Below are 17,448 nucleotides of genomic sequence, written 5' to 3'. Positions count from 1 at the left end.
AACTATCCTCGCAACGCCGCATAGGCGAAGGAATGAATGCGCCCCTGGCTCAGGAGATGCGCGGTGAGCCTGTTCTTTTCGAACAGACCGTTGAAAGCCCGATGATCGAGATCGAGCCCGCCGGTCATCACCCCGAACGAGGGCATGATCAGGCGTCGCGCATCGAGCGCGAAACAGGGGCGGCGCACGCCGCGCGACCGACGCACCAGCGTGGCGGCGGGATGTAAGTGACCGGCGACCTCGCCGACCTCGCAGGCGGCGCCCGGCTCATGCCGAAAGGTGAGGCCGGCGAAATGCAGGCTGTCGGCCTGTGTTCCGGACAGCGCGCCGACGCCGTCGGGATCATGATTGCCTGATATCCAGATCCACTCCCGGCCGCGCATCAGGCTTTCGAGATAGGTGCGGAACTCCATGGGCATCAGATCGGCGCCGCGGCGATCGTGAAAGTTGTCGCCGAGCGAGACGACGATACGCGGATCATGCCGGGCGATCACGGCTTCGAGAAGCCTGAGCGTCGCGAGCGTATCCCAGGGCGGCAGCATCTGGCCGCGACGGGCATAGGCCGCGCCCTTTTCGAGATGGAGATCAGAGACGCAGAGCAGGCCGTGCACGGGCAGCACGAGCGCGCCGAGCGGATCGAGAATCAGGCGCTGGCCGTTGAGTTCGGCTTCGCAGACGGCGGCGGGATCGTGCGGTGTTTGGAGGTTTCTGGCAAGGCGGGTCATGCGGGGTTGCCCCCCTCTGCCCTGCCGGGCATCTCCCCCTCAAGGGGGGAGATCGAAGGAGGATGGCTCTCGCCTCGACAACAACCGCCGAAATCCGGGCGAAGGTCGTCCCGCCAGCCAATCTCCCCCCCTGAAGGGGAGAGGCCCGGCAGGGCAGAGGGGGGTGGCCTCACGCTCGGATCAGTCCAGTTCAATTCATCGCATCCCGTATCAGATCGTCGGAGGCTTCGGCCAGCAGCGCTTCGTCGGCGGCGGAGCCGACCGATTCCTTACCGACTTCGAGCATGATCGGCACGGCGAGCGGCGAAATCTGCTCGAGGCGCATCAGCCGGATATGCCCCTTGATTCGCTTGAGCATATCGCCAAGCCGCTGAATGTCCAAAAGTCCCTGCGCGGCGTCGTGACGCGTGGCTTCGAGCAGGATGTGATCGGGCTCGTGATTGCGCAGCACGTCATAGATGAGGTCGGCAGACACCGTAACCTGGCGTCCGGTCTTCTCCTTGCCGGGATGGCGGCGCTCGATCAGGCCGGCGATGACGGCGCAATAGCGGAAGGTGCGCTTGAGTAGCCAGGTCTCGTTGAGCCAGGCTTCGAGATCGTCGCCCAGCATATCCTCGTCGAAGAGGTCATGGATGGAGGGGCGGCGGTGGGCGAAATGCGCGCCCATATCCTCCAAGCCCCAGATGGCCAGGGCATAATCGGTGGCGACGAAACCGAGCGGCTTGGCGCCGGCGCGATCGAGCCTGCGGGTCAGCAACATGCCCAAAGTCTGATGCGCGAGCCGGCCTTCGAAGGGATAGGCGACCATGTAGTGGCGATTGCCGCGCGGAAAGGTCTCGATCAGCAATTCGTCGCGCTTGGGCAGCACGGATTTCTCCGCCTGGATGGATAGCCAGTCGCGCACCTGATCGGGCAGGGTCTTGCGCTTCTCGGGATCATCCAGCATGGCGCGCACGCCGTCGGCGAGATAGGTGGAGAGCGGAAACTTGCCGCCGGCATAGGCCGGGATCTTCGGATCTTGCGAAAAGGCGTCGGAGACCAGGCATTCGTTCTCGCGGATGCCCTCGAAGCGCAACACCTTGCCGGAAAACAGGAATGTGTCGCCGGCCGAGAGCTGTTCGAGGAAATATTCCTCGACCTGGCCAAGCACCGGGCCGCCGCGCCCCACCGCGCCCTTGCCCTTGCGCACCATGCGCACATTCATCATCGGCGCCTCGATGATGGTGCCGACATTTAAGCGATATTGCTGGGCGTAAGCGGGATGCGAGACGCGCCAGAGCCCGTCCTTGGTCTTGCGGATCTTGGCGTAGCGCTCATAGGTGCGGAGCGCATAGCCGCCGGTGGCGACGAAATCGAGCGCGCGTTCGAAGGTCTCCCAGCTCAGATGCGCATAGGGCGAGGCGCTGGTGATCTCCTCATAGACCTCGAGCGCATCGAAGGGATCGGCGCAGGCGAGGCCCATGATGTGCTGGCAGAGCACGTCGAGCGCGCCCTCCCCCACCGGCGACGTATCCTGCGCGCCGATGTAATTGGCGTCGAGGGCGGCCTGGCATTCCATCACCTCGAAGCGGTTGGCCGGCACGAGAATGGCCTTGCTGGGCTCATCCATGCGGTGATTGGAGCGGCCGATGCGCTGGGCGAGCCGCGAAGCGCCCTTGGGCGCGCCGATATGAATGACGAGATCGACATCGCCCCAATCGAGCCCGAGATCGAGCGTGGAGGTGGCGACCACCGCGCGCAGTCGGTTTTCCGCCATGGCCGCCTCGACCTTGCGGCGTTGGCCGGCGTCCAGCGAGCCGTGATGGAGCGCGATCGGCAAATCGTCGTCATTGATGCGCCAGAGCTCCTGAAACAGCATCTCGGCCTGCGAGCGGGTGTTGACGAACAGGATCGTGGTGCGGTGCTCGCCGATCGCCTTGTAGACCTCGCCCATGGCGTAGCGCGCCGAATGGCCGGACCAGGGAATGCGCTCTTCGGTGTCGAGAATGGTGATGACGGGACGCGCGCCGCCGGACACCGTCACCAGTTCGGACAGGGACATTTCGCCGGGCCGCTGCGCCACCAGCCAGCGCCGGAGATCATCGGGATCGGCGACGGTGGCCGACAGCCCGATCGTGCGAACCTCCGGCGCGAGCTTGCGCAACCGGGCGAGCCCGAGCGACAGCAGATGGCCGCGCTTGGAGGTGACCAGCGAATGCAATTCGTCGAACACGACGAAGCGCAAATCCCTGAAAAACCGCTCGGCCTCTTTCGATGCAATCAGCAGCGCCAGCTGTTCGGGCGTCGTCAGCAGGATATCGGGCGGATTGAGCCTTTGGCGCGAGCGCTTGTGCTGCGGCGTATCGCCGGTGCGCGTTTCGATGGTGATGGGCAGCCCCATCTCGGCGACCGGGCGTTCGAGATTGCGCTCGATATCGACAGCCAGCGCCTTGAGCGGCGAGATATAAAGCGTGTGAACGCCGTGGAAGCCGGTTCCGGGCTTCGGCTTGCCGCGGCGGTGGAGATCGACGAGCGAAGGCAGGAAACCGGCCAGCGTCTTGCCGGCGCCGGTGGGGGCGATGAGCAGCGCCGAACGACCGTCGGCGGTCTTGTCGAGAAGCGCCAGCTGATGCGGACGCGGCGACCAGCCGCGCTCGGCAAACCAGCGGCTGAACAGAGGCGGCAACCCACCCTCGCCGCTCCATTCTGTCTTCGCGTCCATCCGTCACTCCCTCGCCTTGTCGGAAGATAGAGGCTCGACCGCCGGAGACAAGGGCGAAGACGGATTGACGCGCAGGAGAATCATGGATATATTTTATCCACGATTAGGAGAGAGCCATGAAACTCAGCGACGGCGTCGAACAGGCCATTCACTGCGTCACGCTTCTGGCGGGACTGAGCGACGATGGCGTTTTGCCGGCGGCCGCGCTGGCGGAGTTTCACGGCGTATCGACGAGTTACCTGCTCAAACATCTTCAGGCGCTGTCGGCGGCAGGCATCGTCCGCACCGTGCCCGGCCCGCGCGGCGGCTATCGGCTGGCCAGGCCGGTCAGCGACATCACGCTTCTCGACATCGTGCTCGCCGTGGAAGGTCCGGAGCCGGCCTTCCGCTGCAACGAAATCCGCCAGCGGGGACCAAACCCGCTGCCGGGCAAACCGACGCGGCCATGCGGCATCGCCTCGGCGATGCTGAAGGCCGAGCGCGCCTATCGGGCGGAGTTGAAGTCGGTCACGATCGCGGACCTGGCCCGCGAAACCTCTGAAAGCGATCGGGGAGACGCCATCGCCGCGCGCGGTTGCGCCTTTCTCGACCTCCATGAACGCAAATCCCCCTCGACCTAAAAAAGGAAATTGCCATGCATCCCCGCTTCAACTTCGCCAAGGCGTCCCCCGACGCCTACAAAGCCGTGCTGGGCTTGGAAAACTATGTCCAGAACAGCGGCCTCGAGCGCCGCTTCATTGATCTCATCAAGCTGCGCGCCTCGCAGATCAATGGCTGCGCCTATTGCGTGGACATGCATGTGAAGGAATCCCGCCATGACGGACTCGGCGAACAATGGATCAACCTGATGAGCGTCTGGCGGGAATCGCCCGTCTATGACGCCAAGGAGCGCGCGCTCCTGGGCTGGGTTGAGGCGGTGACGCGGTTGGCCGACACCGGCGCGCCTGACGACGCCTATCAGGCGCTGGCCGCGCATTTTTCTGAGAAGGAAATCACCGACATCACCGTCGCGATTGGCGTCATCAATGTCTGGAACCGGCTGGCCGTAAGCGCGCGGACCCCGCATCCGATTGATCAGCCGGCCCGCGCCGCCTGATCGCGACGGCGTCCTCACATCGCAATATAGCGATCGGTGCGGTGATTGACCGCGATGAAGAAATTCAGCGCCGCCGCGCCGATGACGGAGCAGAAGACGATGAAGGGGCTGGCGACGAAGAAGGACAGAGCGAGGATGACGAGATCGATGCTCATCTGCACCAGGCCCGCCCGCCAGCCGAAGCGATCCTGCAGGTAGAGCGCGAGAATGCCGATGCCGCCGATGCTGGCGCGATGGCGAAACAGCGCCAGCATGCCCATGCCGATCAGCAACCCGCCGAGCACCGCCGCCCAGACCGGATGCACATAGCCGATTTCCAGCCATTGCGGCTGATATTGGGCGAGAAGCGCCAGCAGCCCGACCGAGCAGAAGGTCTTGATGGTGAAGGCTTTACCCATGCGCTTATAGGCGAGGTAATAAAATGGCAGGTTGATCAGAAAGAAGCCGAGACCGAAATTGATCCCGAAAGAATATTTCAGCAGGAAGGCCATGCCGGCGACGCCGCCGGTCAACAGCCCCGCTTTGGTGAGCAGCATGACGCCGAGGGACGCGAGCACCGTGCCGGTGAACACGCCCTGCGCATCCTCGAACAAGGAATGTTTGGTGGGTTCGGTGTTCCAGATGCCGATCTTGCCCATGCTATCCCCGCGCCCGATTTTGCTTTTGTAAATTATGTCAACCATACTGACATAATTTCCGCGCCAGGGGAACAGCCGGACCTCACTTTCGCGCCAGGAACAACAGACCGGTGATCGGCTGTCCCGCATCCATGCGGATCACCGTCTCCTCGCAAGCGCTGGGCGCAAAACCGTGGCGGGTGAGGATAGTCTCGACATGGGCGCGGGAATGCGCGTAACGCAGCGAGGGGCGGAGCGAAAAACCTGTTTCCGCCTCGTCCTTCTCCACCGAAAAGGCGAAGAGACCACCAGCTGCAGCGAGCGCTGCGGCATTGGCGAAGGCGGCGTCGAGATCGCCGAGATACATCATCACATCGGCGGCGGCGACCAGATCGGCGCGCGCCTTCGCCATGCCCTCAAACAGTCCTGAGGCTTCCGGAGACAAGGACAGATCGGCGCGGGCGAGATGGCGGTAGACGCCCTTGTCGCGCGCTTTGGCCAGCATGTTTTCCGACAGGTCGTAGCCTTCGAGCGCAGAGACGCAATCGGCGATCTCGGGGCCGAGCAGCCCGGTGCCGCAGCCGAGATCGACAGCGAGCGCGAAAGAGGCGTCGCCCTTGTGGTTGCGGATCAGCGCCGCCAGCTTTTTCGGCACGGAATAGCCGAGTTTTTCAACCAGGGCGGTCTCGAACCGGTCGGCGTAATCGTCGAACAGGCCTTCGACATAGGCGCTGGGCGGCAGCGCCGGCGTCTCGACGGCGCCGAGCGCAGCGAGCTTGAGATCGGCGCCGAACAAAGCGGCGTCAGGCGAGGCCGCCACGCGGCGATAGGCCTCGACCGCCAGATCGGTCAGGCCGGCTTTCTCGCGATAATCGCCGAGCTTGACCCAGCCGGCGGTCCAGCCGGGCGTGAGTTCCAGCGCCTGCTCCATCAATTCGGCGGCGGCGGCGTGATCGCCGCTTTCGGCCAGCATGGCGGCGTAATCGGCGCGGCGGTCGGCGACCAGATCGCCTGATGTCAAAATGCGTTTGGGAGCCATGGCGGGAGATTTCTTTTCATGTCGGGCGGATTTGTCTAATTTCCGCCTTGTGACGCGGTCAAGCGATTCCTCGTTTCCGCAAACTGGAGTATGACATGGGCGATGGCCTGAACCGTTTTCTGGGCGACACGCCGCTGCGCGTGGCGATCAAGCTCATCGTCGTGTCGCTGCTGGTCGGCTTCGCCATGCATACATTCGGCGTTTATCCCACCGACATCCTGTTCTGGGCGCAGGATTTCATTGGAGATCTCTGGCGCACCGGCTTCCGAGCCTTGGGACGCGTCGGCGATTATCTGCTGATCGGCGCTGTCGTGGTCATCCCCGTTTTCATCCTGATCCGCATTCTGAGTTGGCGCAAATCGTGAGCTTTTCTGACACGTCCCGCCGCGGCGTTCTTGCCGCAGGCTTCGGCCTTGCCGTCATCGCGGCGCTGTCGGCCTGTTCGACCACCACAGCTCTCTCGCCCGTCGCTCCTGTCGGCCCGGTGATGGATCAGACCGCGGAGGCGCTGCCGCTGGTCAATCAGGCGCGCGCCAAGAAGGGCCTGCCGCCGCTCATCGCCGACGCGACCGTGATCGCCGCCGCCCGTGATCAGGCCGAGCATATGGCGAGCGCCGGCAAGATGGCCCACAAGCTCGGCTCGGAAGAGTTCGGCGCGCGCATGCGGCGTATGAACGTGCCGCTGCCGGCCGCCGAGAACATCGCTTCGGGCCAGCGAACCGTGGAGGCGGCCGTCGCCGCCTGGATCACCTCGCCCCGCCACTACGAGAACATGATGGGCCGCTTCGAGACGCTGGGCGTGGTCCGCGCCGCCAACAGCGCCGACGGCAGGCCCTATTGGGCCATGGTGCTCGGCTCGCGCCCACGCGCCGACCAAGGTCCGCTCGCCCGCTTTCCCCTGAGGTTGTTCTGATGCAGGCCGAGGCGAGCCAAAGCCGCGGCTTCGAAGTCACCCATCGCATGGTGCTGGGCCTGGCCCTGCCGATGACGCTCGGCTTCTTGACCACGCCGCTGCTCGGCATCACCGACACGGCGGTGGCCGGACGGCTCGGCGACGCCGACGCGCTGGCCGGTTTGGCGATCGGCGCCGTGCTGTTCGACCTGATCTTTGCGAGCTTCAACTTCCTGCGCGCCTCCACCACGGCGCTGACGGCGCAGGCCTGGGGACGCGGCGAAACGGCGGAGCAGGAAGCGGTGTTCTGGCGCGCGCTTTTGAGTGCGCTGGCGATCGGCGCCGCCGTCATGCTCGCCGGGCCATTGCTTTTGAAGCTGGGCCTTCTGCTGATGAGCCCGACCGAGGGCGCGGCGCGGGCGACGGGAGAATGGTTTTCGCTGCGCATCCTGTCGGGACCGGCCACGCTCGCCAATTACGCCATTCTCGGCTTTCTGCTCGGACAGGGCCGCTCCAAGACCGGACTTCTCCTGCAGGCGCTGATCAATGGCGTCAATATCGCGCTGTCGGTGCTATTCGGCCTCACAATGCAAGGCGGCATCGCGGGTATTGCTTTCGCCACCGTCACAGGTGAAGTGGTGGGCATGATCGCGGGCCTAATCATCGTGCTCAGGGGTTTTGCCGCGCGGGATCCGCGCCAGATATCGGGGCTTCTGGAGCGGGACAAACTGGCGCGGCTGTTTTCGCTCAACGCCGACATCATGATCCGCTCCTTCGTGCTGCTCGGCGCCTTTTTCCTGATGACGCGGATCGGCGCGCAATTCGGCGCGGAGACGCTGGCCGCCAATGCGGTGCTGATGAATTTCTTCATGGTCGCCGGATTCTGGCTGGATGGCCTCGCCAATGCCGCCGAAACCATCATCGGCCGGTCGCTGGGGGCGGGCTATCGGCCCGCTTTCGATCGCGGGCTGAAGCTGACGGGCTACTGGTCGCTGACGCTCGCGATCCTCACCAGCTTGGTCCTCGCTTTGGCGGGGCGGCCGAGCATCGATTTCCTGACCACCTCGGAGCCGGTGCGGGCTATCGCCTATCAGCATCTGCCATGGGCGGCGATCACCGCCATCAGCGGCTGTCTCGCCTTTCTGATGGACGGCGTCTTCATCGGCGCCTCCTGGTCGAAAGCGATGCGCAACCGCATGCTTCTGTCCTTCGCCGGCTTCGGCCTCTGCCTCTGGTCGCTGGTGCCCATCGCGGGCAATACCGGGCTCTGGCTGTCGCTCAATCTGTTCCTGTTCCTGCGCGGCGTGCTTCTCGCCATCGCCGTGCCGAAACTGAGGGCTCAGAGTTTTCGCGCCAGCCAGTGATCGAGCCTCGCATCTCGCATCTCTCGGATCGAGGCGAGACCGTCGCGATCGAGAAGACGCGAAAGTCCGGTGACGATGCGCCCGGGCAGGCCGGGGCCGCCATAGACCATCGACGAATAAAGCTGCACGAGATCGGCGCCGGCGCGGATTTTCTCCGCAGCAGTCTCCGCCGAATCCACGCCGCCGACGCCGATGATCGGGAAATCGGGGCCCAGACGCTTGCGCATGCGCGCCAGCGCCGCAGTCGCCTTGTCGAATAGCGGCTTGCCGGACATGCCGCCCGCCTCGCCAGCCTGACGCTGATCCCTGAGACCCTCGCGCGACAGCGTGGTGTTGGAGACGATCAAGCCGTCAAGACGGCTTGCCAGCGCTTCCTCGGCAATATCGTCCATGCCCTCTTCCGTGAGATCCGGCGCGATCTTGAGGAACACAGGCACATGGCGGCCGGCCCTGGCCGCTTCCTCGTCGCGCGCCGTAAGCACCGCCGAGAGGAGTTCCCGGAGGCTGTCGCGCGCCTGCAGGTCGCGAAGACCAGGCGTATTGGGCGAGGAAATGTTCGCGGTGAAATAGCGCGCGACGCGATAGAAGGTTTTGACACCCGCGACATAATCGGCGACGCGATCGACGGCGTCCTTGTTGGCGCCGATATTGACGCCGACCAGCGCCACCGGGTCGATCCTGTCGAGACGCGCCAGCGCCGCCGCATGGCCCTCATTGTTGAAGCCGAAGCGATTGATGACGGCTTCGTCCTCCACCAAGCGGAACAACCGGGGCTTGGGATTGCCGGCCTGCGGGCGCGGCGTCAGCGTGCCGACTTCGGTGAAGCCGAAACCGAGCCTCAGAATGGCCTCCGGAGCCTGGGCGTTCTTGTCATAGCCGGCGGCGAGCCCGATCGGATTGGGAAAGCTCAATCCGGCGACCTGAACGGCGAGACGCGGATCGGCGGGAAGGCGCGCGGCGGGCGCGAGCCCGAGCGACAGCGCGCGAATGGAAAGATTATGCGCCTGTTCGGGGTCGAGACGAAACAGGCCAGCCCGCATCAGCGGCCAGAGCGCGTCCTTCATGGGATCTCCTCCGGAAAGATGAATTGTCCCTGCGCGTCGAGCGACAGCGCATAGGTGGCCTTGACCGCGGTCAGCGGCAAGGGGCCATAGAGATGCGGGAAGAGCGCCCCGTCTCGCGAGGGTTCGTAGCGCAGCGCAGCGCCGAGAGCCTTAGCGTCGATCGCGATGAGCGCCAGCCCCGTCTGGCCGGTGAAATAAAGCTCGGCCGTCCGGCGCGTCTGCGCGGCGGTGGACAGATGAATGAAGCCGTCGGCGAGGTCGATTCCGGCGCCGTCAAAGACGCCGGCGCCTTCCGCTTGCCGCCAGATGTCGGCGGGCGCAATCTTGTAAATCAGCTCGGTCATGGCGGCCTCCCCTTGTTCAGGCCTGCCTAACCCATCTGGCGCCGAAAGAAAACAGCCGAGACGACGGGTGACGGGACGCCGCTGCAGCCATAAGGCGAAGTCCGTGACAAAATGCTTTTCGTTTCAGGAGGCCTGATATAAGCTCCGGAGAACGAGAAAATCCGGGCCTGCCAGCAGGCTCACGGGGGGAAAATGCAGACATCTTCCGCGACGATCATCATCGCTGATGATCATCCCTTGTTTCGTGGGGCGCTGAAACAGGCGCTCGCTTTCGGCGGACAGGAGACGGCGATCGTGGAGGCCGGATCGCTGGAGGAAGCGCGAAAGGCCGCCGAGGCGCATCCCGACGCCGATCTGATGATGCTGGATCTCACCATGCCAGGGGTCAGCGGCCTGTCGGGGCTGATGATGATGCGGGCGGAATTTCCCGCCATTCCCGTCGCCGTCGTCTCCGCCACCGACGACGCCGCCACCATCCGCCGGGCGCTCGATCTCGGCGCCTCCGGCTTCATCTCCAAATCGAGCGGCATCGACGATATCCGGGCGGCCATCGCCGCGGTGCTGGACGGCGGTGTCTACGCACCGCCGGGCTATGAGGCGGGCCGGGATCAGGACAATGAAATCGACGCGCTGATCGGCCGGCTGAAGACGCTGACGCCGCAGCAGACCCGCGTGCTCGGCATGATCGGCGAAGGCCTGCTCAACAAGCAGATCGCCTATGAGCTCGGCGTCTCCGAGGCTACGGTCAAGGCGCATGTCTCGGCCATCCTGCTCAAGCTCGACGTCGACAGCCGCACGCAAGCGGTGATTCAGATCGGCAAGATCGGCGCAGCCCTGCCGCAGGCGAATTGACGCACAGGATTTTATTCCTCGCATCCTTTACTCCCGCTGCGGGATATGGTTAAGATCCGCGAAAGTTGTCCACCCCATCGCCCGCCTTTCGTATCGCGTCGCCGCGGGCCGCCAACTGACGGACTGTCCGCCATGTTTTCGCATGAGAAAATCTGGGAAGCCATCGATTCCCTGGCTGCGCGGCATGACCTGACCCCCTCCGGCCTGGCGCGCAAGGCGGGGCTCGACCCCACCGCCTTCAACAAGTCCAAGCGCAGCTCGGCCGACGGCCGCCAGCGCTGGCCCTCGACGGAATCGATCCACAAGATCCTCGAAGCCACCGGCTCGTCGATCGACGATTTCACCTCGGTCCTGCAACGGCCGGGGCGCTCCGGCCTGCCGGACGGCGCTTTCCCGCCGCAGGTGTCGCCCATTCCGCTGCTCGGCTTCGCCCAGGCCGGCGCCGGCGGTTTTTTCGACGATGGCGGCTTTCCGGCCGGCCAGGGCTGGGACGTGGTGGAATTTCCGGCCTCCCCCGCCCATAAGCCCGGCGTCTATGCGCTGGAGGTGCAGGGCGACAGCATGATGCCGCTCTATCGCGACGGCGATGTGCTGATCGTGGAGCCCGGCGCGCAGGTGCGCCGCAACGACCGCGTGGTGGTGCGCACCCGCGAGGGCGAAGTGATGGCGAAAGTCTTGGCGCGGCAGACCCCGCGCACGATCGAACTGATGTCGCTCAATCCCGAACATCCCGGCCGCACGCTGGAGGCTTCCGACGTCGACTGGATCGCCCGCATCATCTGGGCCAGCCAGTAGGAAAATTCTCCGCGCGCGCGCCATCTTGATTTCATGCGCGCCGCGCTCTACCTGCTGAGACGCAAACGGGTTTTGGCGAGGATGACATGGCTGAAAAAGTGACGGCGCAGGCGGCGCTGATCTATGTAATGGTGATGGCCTCGGCCTCCGACGGTCATATGCCCGACCCCGAACTCAAGAGCATCGCCCGGCTGGCCCGGCTGCTGCCGGTGTTCGAGGGTTTCGACGAGGAAGACATCATCCCGACGAGCCGCCGGGCGCAGGAAATCCTGGCCGGCGCGGAAGGTCTCGACATCGCGCTCGAAACCATTCGCGACGCGCTGCCGCCGCGCCTCTACGACACGGCCTATGCGCTGGCCGTGGAGATCGCCATCGCCGACCATCAGATCGAGCCGACCGAGCTGCGCTTCCTGCAGTTGCTGCGCGCCCGGCTGGAGCTCGACAAGCTGACCGCCGCCGCGATCGAACGCGCCGCCGCGGCCCGCTATCGCCGCCTGTGACGCGACCGCTCCGGGATCTTCGCAATCTCGGGCCGAAATCCTGCGCCATGCTGATGGAGATCGGCGTGAGTGACGAATCCGTGCTGAGAGAGATTGGCGCAGTCGAAGCCTATGCGCGGCTGAAATTCCGCTTCGGGCCGCGGGCTGTCAGCAAACTTATGCTGCATGCGCTGGCCGGCGCGCTCGCCGATATCGACTGGCGCCGGCTCGACCCGATGCATAAAAAAGCTCTGGAGCGCGAGGCGGAGACGCGGCTGTCGCAAGCCCACCGATAGAGACGGAGACCTTGCCTCCGCCATTTTTCCATGGCTCTTTCGAGGCAACCGATTCCTCATCCGCCGGCTCAGTCTTGCATCGCTTCGCTCCCCTCATCCTCGCCGTCGCGCTCTTCATGGAGCAGATGGACTCCACCGTCATCGCCACCTCGCTGCCGGCCATCGCCGCCGATCTCGGCGTCGGCCCGATTACGCTGAAGCTCGCCATGACCTCCTATCTCGTGTCGCTCGGCGTGTTCATTCCGCTGAGCGGCTGGGCGGCGGACCGGTTCGGGGCCAAACGGGTGTTCATCGCCGCCATCATCGTGTTCATGGCCGGTTCGGCGCTGTGCGCGGTGGCGACCAACCTCCCCTTCTTCGTGCTGGCGCGGTTCCTGCAGGGCATGGGCGGGGCGATGACCACGCCGGTGGGCCGCGCCATTCTGCTGCGATCCACCGACAAGGCCAATCTGGTCGCCGCCATGTCGCTCTTCACCATTCCCGCCGTGATCGGCCCCTTGGTGGGACCGCCGATCGGCGGCTTCATCACCACCTATTTCAGCTGGGAATGGATCTTTCTCATCAATCTGCCGGTCGGCATTGTGGGCGTGATCCTGTCGCTGATCTTCATTCCCGACCTGCCGCCGGTAGGCTCGCCGCCGCTCGACAAGACCGGGTTTGCGCTGAGCGGCCTGTCCGCCGCCGGCGTGGTCTTCGGGCTCTCGGTGGTCAGCCTGCCGGCGCTGCCGCCGGCGGTCGGCGTCGCCGCAACCGCGATCGGCCTCGTTTCGGGCCTGCTCTTCGTGCGCCATGCGCGGCGACATCCGCATCCTGTTCTCGATCTGACACTGTTTTCGGTCGAGACCTTCCGCGCCTGTGTGACCGCCGGCACCATTTTCCGCATCGCCATGGGCGCTGTGCCTTTCCTGCTGCCGCTGATGCTGCAGCTCGGCTTCGGCCTGACGCCGTTTCAATCCGGGATGATCACCTTCATCGGCGCAGGCGGCGCGCTCCTGACCAAATTCGCGGCGCGCCATGTGTTCCATCGCTTCGGCTTCCGCAACGTGCTCGTCATCGCCGCGAGCCTGTCGGCGGTGGGCACGGCGGCCAATGCGCTGTTCATGCCCGATACGCCGCATCTGGCGCTGACGGTCACGTTGTTCGTCGCGGGCTTCGTGCGGTCCTTCTTCTTCACCGGCATCAACATTCTCGGCTTCGCCGATATCGACGCTGACAGGGCCGGTCGCGCCGCGGCGCTGAATGCGGTGATACAGCAGGTGTCGAGCGCGCTCGGCGTCGCCTTCGCCGGCGTTCTGCTGGAGCTTTACGCTCTATCGAGTGGGGAAGGCTTGACGATCGGCGCGTTCCACATGGCCTTCATCGCGGTGGCGTTTCTCAATCTCATCGGCGCCTGGCCGATTTCACGGCTGCCGGCCAATGTCGGCGCCAATGTCTCGGGCCATGTGGAGAAGGCCGAGACGGCCTGATCACTCAGCCTTTTCGCACACCGCCGAGAGCTTGTTGCCGTCAGGATCGCGGGCGTAGGACGCGTAGAAATGTGCGTGATAGGGCCTGAGCCCCGGCGCGCCTTCGTCTACACCGCCTGCGGCCAGGGCGGCTGCATGGAAGGCGTCGACCGCGGCGCGACTATCGGCCACCAGCGCCAGCATGGACCCGTTGCCATGGGTCGCCGGTTGCTGGTCGAAGGGATAGGTGATCCAGAGGCGGCAGCGCACGTCGTCTTCGCGCCCATAGCCCGCCTCGACATCCTCGGTGACCAGACGCCGATAGCCCAGCGTCGCCATCACCGGATCGTAGAAGGCGATGGCGCGGGCGAGATCGCGGGTTCCAAGCGTCACATAGAGCAGCATTGCGTCCCTCCTGACAATGACGATCAATCCTCGTCGTCGCGATTGTCCCTGTGATCGCCGGCGTCCATATCGCTCTCGGCGGCCTCTTCATGGCCGATGGCGCCGACTTTCGGTCCGCGGAATCCCTTGGCGAGAATGAACATCTCCACCGATTCCGCCCGCGAGGCCTGCGGCTTGACATGCACGACCTGGCGGAAATTCCGCTTGAGCATGTCGAGCAGTTCCTTCTCCGCGCCGCCCTGGAAGGTCTTGGCGAGAAAATGGCCCCCCTCGCGCAGCACCTGAACGGCGAAATGCGCCGCCACTTCGCACAGATGCATGGTGCGCAAATGGTCGGTGCGCTGATGGCCGGTGGTGGGGGCGGCCATATCGGAAATCACCAGATCGGGAATGCCGCCCAGCGCATCCATCAGCGCCTGCGGCGCGGCGGCGTCGAGAAAGTCCATCTGCAGGAAATGCACGCCGGGAATGGCGTCCATTTCGAGAAAATCGATGGCGACGACGCGGATATTGTCATTGGTGGAATCGGTGACGCGGGCGGCGATCTGCGACCAGCCGCCGGGGGCTGCGCCCAGATCGATGATGCGCCGGGCGCCCGAGAGAATGTGATGCTTCTCGTCGATCTCCAACAATTTGTAGACCGCGCGCGATCGATAACCCTCCAGGCGGGAGCGCTGCACATAGGGATCGTTGATATGGCGCTGCAGCCAGCGCCGCGACGATTCCTTCAGCTTCTTCTTCTTCACATGCTGGGTCAGCTTGCGGCCGGTTCCCTTGCCGCCGGTGGGTTTGCTCGTCATGGGTCAGATCCTGTGAAAGGGCGGGCGCGGCCTGGCTTTGCGCCAGGCGCCGTCATCCGCCATCATTTCGGTGAGCAGGCCTTCGCGCAAGCCCCTGTCGGCGACGCGCATCCGCTCGACAGGAAACCGCCTGCGAATGGCCTCGAGAATGGCGCAGCCGGCCAGCACCAGATCGGCGCGATCCGGCCCGATGCAGGGATTGGCGGCGCGGGCGGCGAAATCGAGCCCGACCAGCCGGTCCTGCATGGCGGTCACATCGGCGGCGTCCATCCAGAGCCCGTCGACCTGGCGGCGATCATAGCGCGGCAGGTTGAGATAGACGCCGGCGAGCGTCGTGACCGTGCCCGAGGTGCCGATCATGTGGAAGCCGCTATCGGCGCCGTTGAGGTCCGAGGCGAGCGGGGCGGAAAAGCGCGACAGCATCTCCTCGACCTCGGCCACCATGGCGGCGAAGATGTCGGGCGTCACATGCCGGCCGCCATGCCGCTCCGACAGCGTCACCACGCCCACCGGCAGCGAGGTCCAGTGGGTGATGTGATTGGCCAGCCGCGGCGAGCGCTGGCCGTTGATCTGCAGGATGGCGATTTCCGAGGAGCCGCCGCCGATATCGAACAGCACGGCCGAGCGCGCATCCCTGCCCACCAGCGAGGCGCAACCGGAGACGGCGAGGCGCGCCTCGGTCTCGCGATTGATGACTTCGAGGTCGAGCCCGGTCTCGCGGGTCACGCGCTCCAGAAAGGCCTCGCCATTGGAGGCGGCGCGGCAGGCTTCGGTGGCGATCAGCCGCATGCGGCGCACCTTGCGGGCGGCGAGCTTGGAGGCGCACACCTTGAGCGCTTCCGTGGCGCGATCCATCGCGTCTTCCGAAAGCCGTCCGGTGGCGCCGAGCCCTTCGCCCAGCCGCACGATGCGGGAAAACGCGTCCACGACCCGGAACTGGCCCGGCCGGGTGGGCTGGGCGATCAGCAGCCGGCAATTGTTGGTGCCGAGATCGAGCGCGGCGTAGAGCGTATCGGGCGGCGGAAACTCCGGCGCGGCGGGCTTGGGCCTCGGCAGGTCGGCGCGCGAGGCTCCGTCCGGGCGCTCGGACGGCTTGCCATGGGCGCGCGGCGATTGCTCCTGTGGCAAGGGCCGCGGCTGCAGACGACGATGACGGCGACCGCTCTTCTTGCTTGACGGGGGCTTGTCCTGGCTTTGTCTGGGCGGCGCGGCATGCTGCGCCTCGGCCTGCGGGCGCGGTTGTTCCGACGCGGGCGCAGGCCCACGCGACCTCTTGCGGCGCTTTTTCTTGCGATCCGGGCCTTTGCCCGGCGCAACAGGTGGGGACGTCTCGCCGCCGGACTTGCGCGTCTCGGCAGCTTGAGGCGGACGATTGGCGGAACCCTGCGCACGCTTGCGCCGACGTTTCGCACGCCGGGAAGAGCTTTCCCCCGGCTTCTGTCCTGCCCCGGACGCCCCGGCGTCAGACGGCTTTACGCCGGATTCGGGGTCACTCACGGTCATGTTCCATGGCGCGCTGCGCGCCAATCGGCTGCGGCAGGCGCAAGTCTCTGTTCAGTGTTGGCAAGGAATGTACCAGTTCGCCACGGAAACGACAATTTGTTTTTGCGCAAGGCCCATGCCGCGCCCGTCTCGCGAGGGGCGACAAATTTCTTTCATAGAACTCCCATTTTCTGCTTGAACCTCCCCGTCAATATGCTAGAAGCCGCCTCACCGACGGCCCAGTCGCTCCTTGAGCGACTGACGGTCGGACAGCGTGAAAACGCTTGCTGGGGAATAGGTTAACGGTAGACCCACGGACTCTGACTCCGTTAGTCCTGGTTCGAATCCAGGTTCCCCAGCCAATTCTCCCAAATTCCTGTTATTCCTCAGTTTTTCAGCCGCGCTGGATCCCGTTTTGGCGTCATTGGCGACCTGATGCCCAGAACTGTAACCCAGAGGTGATGCCCAGCCGAAATCGGCGCGGTCTAACCTTGAGGCTTGATACAGGGTTTGTTCGTCATGGCTGTGCGCCACGAGGTCGAGAATCTCATCCGCCGCGGAAACATCTTTTACTGGCGCCCCCGGGTGCCGGCTGTGTTCGTTCATTGCCAGCCTGGGAGCAGACTTTCACTCAGCCTTCACTGTTCCGACCATAGAAAGGCGCAGGTCATCGGCCGGAAGCTCAACACCAGGCTGGCCGAACTGAAACTGCATTCGAAGGAAGAGATGTCAAAACAGCAGCTCCAGAAACTGTTCGAGCACGAGCGCGACAAGGAACTTGAGCGGCTCGACGACATCAACATGATGGCGCGTCGCAATGGGCGCGGCGGCGATGTCGTCGAGATGGAACTCGATCTCGAGGCCGGTTGGGCCTGCCAGCTCGTCGCAAAGTTCGGGAGCCGGGTGGAGCTGTCGCTGGAGAGCGGCTGCGCTGGCCTCACTTATCTCCTGAACAATGGCGTTCCGTTATGTAAGCGATGTTCTCAGGCCACGGCTTTGATTTCGCCGTTTGCGGCGTATGCCCACGGCAACAGTTCGTCGATCTGGCTATT

Annotated in this window: 20 protein-coding genes and 1 tRNA gene; 12 read left to right on the top strand and 9 right to left on the bottom strand. The window is 64.8% G+C overall.

Annotated features, from left to right (window positions below):
- Window positions 1-2 precede the first annotated feature (2 nt).
- On the bottom strand, window positions 3-725 hold the full coding sequence (gene pdeM / locus E8Q41_RS06240) for a ligase-associated DNA damage response endonuclease PdeM (protein WP_137154660.1): 723 nt from the start codon (window positions 723-725) through the stop codon (window positions 3-5).
- A gap of 190 nt (window positions 726-915) precedes the next feature.
- Window positions 916-3,426 (bottom strand): ligase-associated DNA damage response DEXH box helicase, encoded by a 2,511-nt coding sequence (locus E8Q41_RS06230; RefSeq protein WP_137154659.1) that lies wholly within the window; start codon window positions 3,424-3,426, stop codon window positions 916-918.
- A 116-nt stretch (window positions 3,427-3,542) separates the two neighbouring features.
- Here E8Q41_RS06230 and E8Q41_RS06225 point away from each other — a divergent pair, with 116 nt between their 5' ends.
- Window positions 3,543-4,046, top strand: a complete 504-nt coding sequence (locus E8Q41_RS06225; protein ID WP_137154658.1) for an Rrf2 family transcriptional regulator — start codon at window positions 3,543-3,545, stop codon at window positions 4,044-4,046.
- Between the two features lie 14 nt (window positions 4,047-4,060).
- Window positions 4,061-4,522, top strand: a complete 462-nt coding sequence (locus E8Q41_RS06220) for a carboxymuconolactone decarboxylase family protein (RefSeq protein ID WP_137154657.1) — start codon at window positions 4,061-4,063, stop codon at window positions 4,520-4,522.
- 14 nt (window positions 4,523-4,536) lie between these two features.
- Here E8Q41_RS06220 and E8Q41_RS06215 read toward each other — a convergent pair whose 3' ends face one another.
- Window positions 4,537-5,160, bottom strand: a complete 624-nt coding sequence (locus E8Q41_RS06215) for a YitT family protein (protein ID WP_137154656.1) — start codon at window positions 5,158-5,160, stop codon at window positions 4,537-4,539.
- An 82-nt stretch (window positions 5,161-5,242) separates the two neighbouring features.
- Window positions 5,243-6,178: a methyltransferase gene (locus tag E8Q41_RS06210; protein WP_137154655.1), complete on the bottom strand. Its 936-nt coding sequence runs from the start codon at window positions 6,176-6,178 to the stop codon at window positions 5,243-5,245.
- 95 nt (window positions 6,179-6,273) lie between these two features.
- Here E8Q41_RS06210 and E8Q41_RS06205 point away from each other — a divergent pair, with 95 nt between their 5' ends.
- The 3 genes from E8Q41_RS06205 to E8Q41_RS06195 are packed head-to-tail and all read left to right on the top strand — an operon-like array spanning window position 6,274 to window position 8,434.
- Window positions 6,274-6,543: a DUF6460 domain-containing protein gene (locus tag E8Q41_RS06205; RefSeq protein WP_137154654.1), complete on the top strand. Its 270-nt coding sequence runs from the start codon at window positions 6,274-6,276 to the stop codon at window positions 6,541-6,543.
- Window positions 6,540-7,091, top strand: coding sequence for a CAP domain-containing protein (locus E8Q41_RS06200; RefSeq protein WP_137154653.1), 552 nt, complete (start codon window positions 6,540-6,542; stop codon window positions 7,089-7,091). The genes E8Q41_RS06205 and E8Q41_RS06200 overlap by 4 nt, the downstream gene beginning before the upstream one ends.
- A complete protein-coding gene (locus tag E8Q41_RS06195; protein WP_137154652.1) occupies window positions 7,091-8,434 on the top strand; it encodes an MATE family efflux transporter in 1,344 nt (447 codons plus the stop codon). Before E8Q41_RS06200 ends, E8Q41_RS06195 begins: the two co-directional genes overlap by 1 nt.
- Here E8Q41_RS06195 and E8Q41_RS06190 read toward each other — a convergent pair.
- A complete protein-coding gene (locus tag E8Q41_RS06190; RefSeq protein ID WP_137154651.1) occupies window positions 8,410-9,498 on the bottom strand; it encodes a quinone-dependent dihydroorotate dehydrogenase in 1,089 nt (362 codons plus the stop codon). The genes E8Q41_RS06195 and E8Q41_RS06190 overlap by 25 nt on opposite strands.
- Window positions 9,495-9,842: a DUF952 domain-containing protein gene (locus tag E8Q41_RS06185; protein ID WP_137154650.1), complete on the bottom strand. Its 348-nt coding sequence runs from the start codon at window positions 9,840-9,842 to the stop codon at window positions 9,495-9,497. Before E8Q41_RS06185 ends, E8Q41_RS06190 begins: the two co-directional genes overlap by 4 nt.
- Window positions 9,843-10,034: 192 nt before the next feature.
- On the opposite strand from E8Q41_RS06185, the gene E8Q41_RS06180 reads away from it, so the two are divergent.
- The 5 genes from E8Q41_RS06180 (at window position 10,035) to E8Q41_RS06160 (ending at window position 13,730) form a co-directional block, all read left to right on the top strand.
- Window positions 10,035-10,694, top strand: coding sequence for a response regulator transcription factor (locus E8Q41_RS06180; RefSeq protein ID WP_137154649.1), 660 nt, complete (start codon window positions 10,035-10,037; stop codon window positions 10,692-10,694).
- Between the two features lie 132 nt (window positions 10,695-10,826).
- Window positions 10,827-11,489, top strand: coding sequence for a helix-turn-helix transcriptional regulator (locus tag E8Q41_RS06175; protein ID WP_137154648.1), 663 nt, complete (start codon window positions 10,827-10,829; stop codon window positions 11,487-11,489).
- An 86-nt stretch (window positions 11,490-11,575) separates the two neighbouring features.
- Window positions 11,576-11,989, top strand: a complete 414-nt coding sequence (locus E8Q41_RS06170) for a tellurite resistance TerB family protein (RefSeq protein ID WP_137154647.1) — start codon at window positions 11,576-11,578, stop codon at window positions 11,987-11,989.
- On the top strand, window positions 11,986-12,264 hold the full coding sequence (locus tag E8Q41_RS06165; RefSeq protein WP_205910374.1) for a TfoX/Sxy family DNA transformation protein: 279 nt from the start codon (window positions 11,986-11,988) through the stop codon (window positions 12,262-12,264). The genes E8Q41_RS06170 and E8Q41_RS06165 overlap by 4 nt, the downstream gene beginning before the upstream one ends.
- Window positions 12,265-12,338: 74 nt before the next feature.
- Window positions 12,339-13,730 (top strand): DHA2 family efflux MFS transporter permease subunit, encoded by a 1,392-nt coding sequence (locus E8Q41_RS06160; RefSeq protein ID WP_137154646.1) that lies wholly within the window; start codon window positions 12,339-12,341, stop codon window positions 13,728-13,730.
- Here E8Q41_RS06160 and E8Q41_RS06155 read toward each other — a convergent pair whose 3' ends face one another.
- The 3 genes from E8Q41_RS06155 to E8Q41_RS06145 are packed head-to-tail and all read right to left on the bottom strand — an operon-like array spanning window position 13,731 to window position 16,417.
- Entirely contained in the window at window positions 13,731-14,114 is a 384-nt protein-coding gene (locus E8Q41_RS06155) for a VOC family protein (protein ID WP_137154645.1), read from the bottom strand.
- A gap of 23 nt (window positions 14,115-14,137) precedes the next feature.
- On the bottom strand, window positions 14,138-14,914 hold the full coding sequence (locus E8Q41_RS06150) for an RlmE family RNA methyltransferase (protein WP_137154644.1): 777 nt from the start codon (window positions 14,912-14,914) through the stop codon (window positions 14,138-14,140).
- Between the two features lie 3 nt (window positions 14,915-14,917).
- Window positions 14,918-16,417 (bottom strand): Ppx/GppA phosphatase family protein, encoded by a 1,500-nt coding sequence (locus E8Q41_RS06145; RefSeq protein WP_137154643.1) that lies wholly within the window; start codon window positions 16,415-16,417, stop codon window positions 14,918-14,920.
- A 267-nt stretch (window positions 16,418-16,684) separates the two neighbouring features.
- On the opposite strand from E8Q41_RS06145, the gene E8Q41_RS06140 reads away from it, so the two are divergent.
- Window positions 16,685-16,758, top strand: a tRNA-Gln gene (locus E8Q41_RS06140).
- Between the two features lie 157 nt (window positions 16,759-16,915).
- The coding region (locus E8Q41_RS06135) for a DUF6538 domain-containing protein (RefSeq protein WP_348640012.1) at window positions 16,916-17,448 on the top strand (533 nt) is incomplete at its 3' end.

It is taken from the genome of Rhizobium sp. FKL33 (genome assembly GCF_005222915.1).
GTDB lineage: Bacteria > Pseudomonadota > Alphaproteobacteria > Rhizobiales > Rhizobiaceae > Rhizobium_E.
This window is presented reverse-complemented; position numbering and strand designations above follow the sequence as displayed.

Bases quoted from the DNA above. Each gene is read 5' to 3' on its own strand.
- pdeM (WP_137154660.1), bottom strand. From the start codon at position 725: ATGACCCGCCTTGCCAGAAACCTCCAAACACCGCACGATCCCGCCGCC.
- E8Q41_RS06230 (WP_137154659.1), bottom strand. From the start codon at position 3,426: ATGGACGCGAAGACAGAATGGAGCGGCGAGGGTGGGTTGCCGCCTCTG.
- E8Q41_RS06225 (WP_137154658.1), top strand. From the start codon at position 3,543: ATGAAACTCAGCGACGGCGTCGAACAGGCCATTCACTGCGTCACGCTT.
- E8Q41_RS06220 (WP_137154657.1), top strand. From the start codon at position 4,061: ATGCATCCCCGCTTCAACTTCGCCAAGGCGTCCCCCGACGCCTACAAA.
- E8Q41_RS06215 (WP_137154656.1), bottom strand. From the start codon at position 5,160: ATGGGCAAGATCGGCATCTGGAACACCGAACCCACCAAACATTCCTTG.
- E8Q41_RS06210 (WP_137154655.1), bottom strand. From the start codon at position 6,178: ATGGCTCCCAAACGCATTTTGACATCAGGCGATCTGGTCGCCGACCGC.
- E8Q41_RS06205 (WP_137154654.1), top strand. From the start codon at position 6,274: ATGGGCGATGGCCTGAACCGTTTTCTGGGCGACACGCCGCTGCGCGTG.
- E8Q41_RS06195 (WP_137154652.1), top strand. From the start codon at position 7,091: ATGCAGGCCGAGGCGAGCCAAAGCCGCGGCTTCGAAGTCACCCATCGC.
- E8Q41_RS06190 (WP_137154651.1), bottom strand. From the start codon at position 9,498: ATGAAGGACGCGCTCTGGCCGCTGATGCGGGCTGGCCTGTTTCGTCTC.
- E8Q41_RS06185 (WP_137154650.1), bottom strand. From the start codon at position 9,842: ATGACCGAGCTGATTTACAAGATTGCGCCCGCCGACATCTGGCGGCAA.
- E8Q41_RS06180 (WP_137154649.1), top strand. From the start codon at position 10,035: ATGCAGACATCTTCCGCGACGATCATCATCGCTGATGATCATCCCTTG.
- E8Q41_RS06175 (WP_137154648.1), top strand. From the start codon at position 10,827: ATGTTTTCGCATGAGAAAATCTGGGAAGCCATCGATTCCCTGGCTGCG.
- E8Q41_RS06170 (WP_137154647.1), top strand. From the start codon at position 11,576: ATGGCTGAAAAAGTGACGGCGCAGGCGGCGCTGATCTATGTAATGGTG.
- E8Q41_RS06155 (WP_137154645.1), bottom strand. From the start codon at position 14,114: ATGCTGCTCTATGTGACGCTTGGAACCCGCGATCTCGCCCGCGCCATC.
- E8Q41_RS06150 (WP_137154644.1), bottom strand. From the start codon at position 14,914: ATGACGAGCAAACCCACCGGCGGCAAGGGAACCGGCCGCAAGCTGACC.
- E8Q41_RS06145 (WP_137154643.1), bottom strand. From the start codon at position 16,417: ATGACCGTGAGTGACCCCGAATCCGGCGTAAAGCCGTCTGACGCCGGG.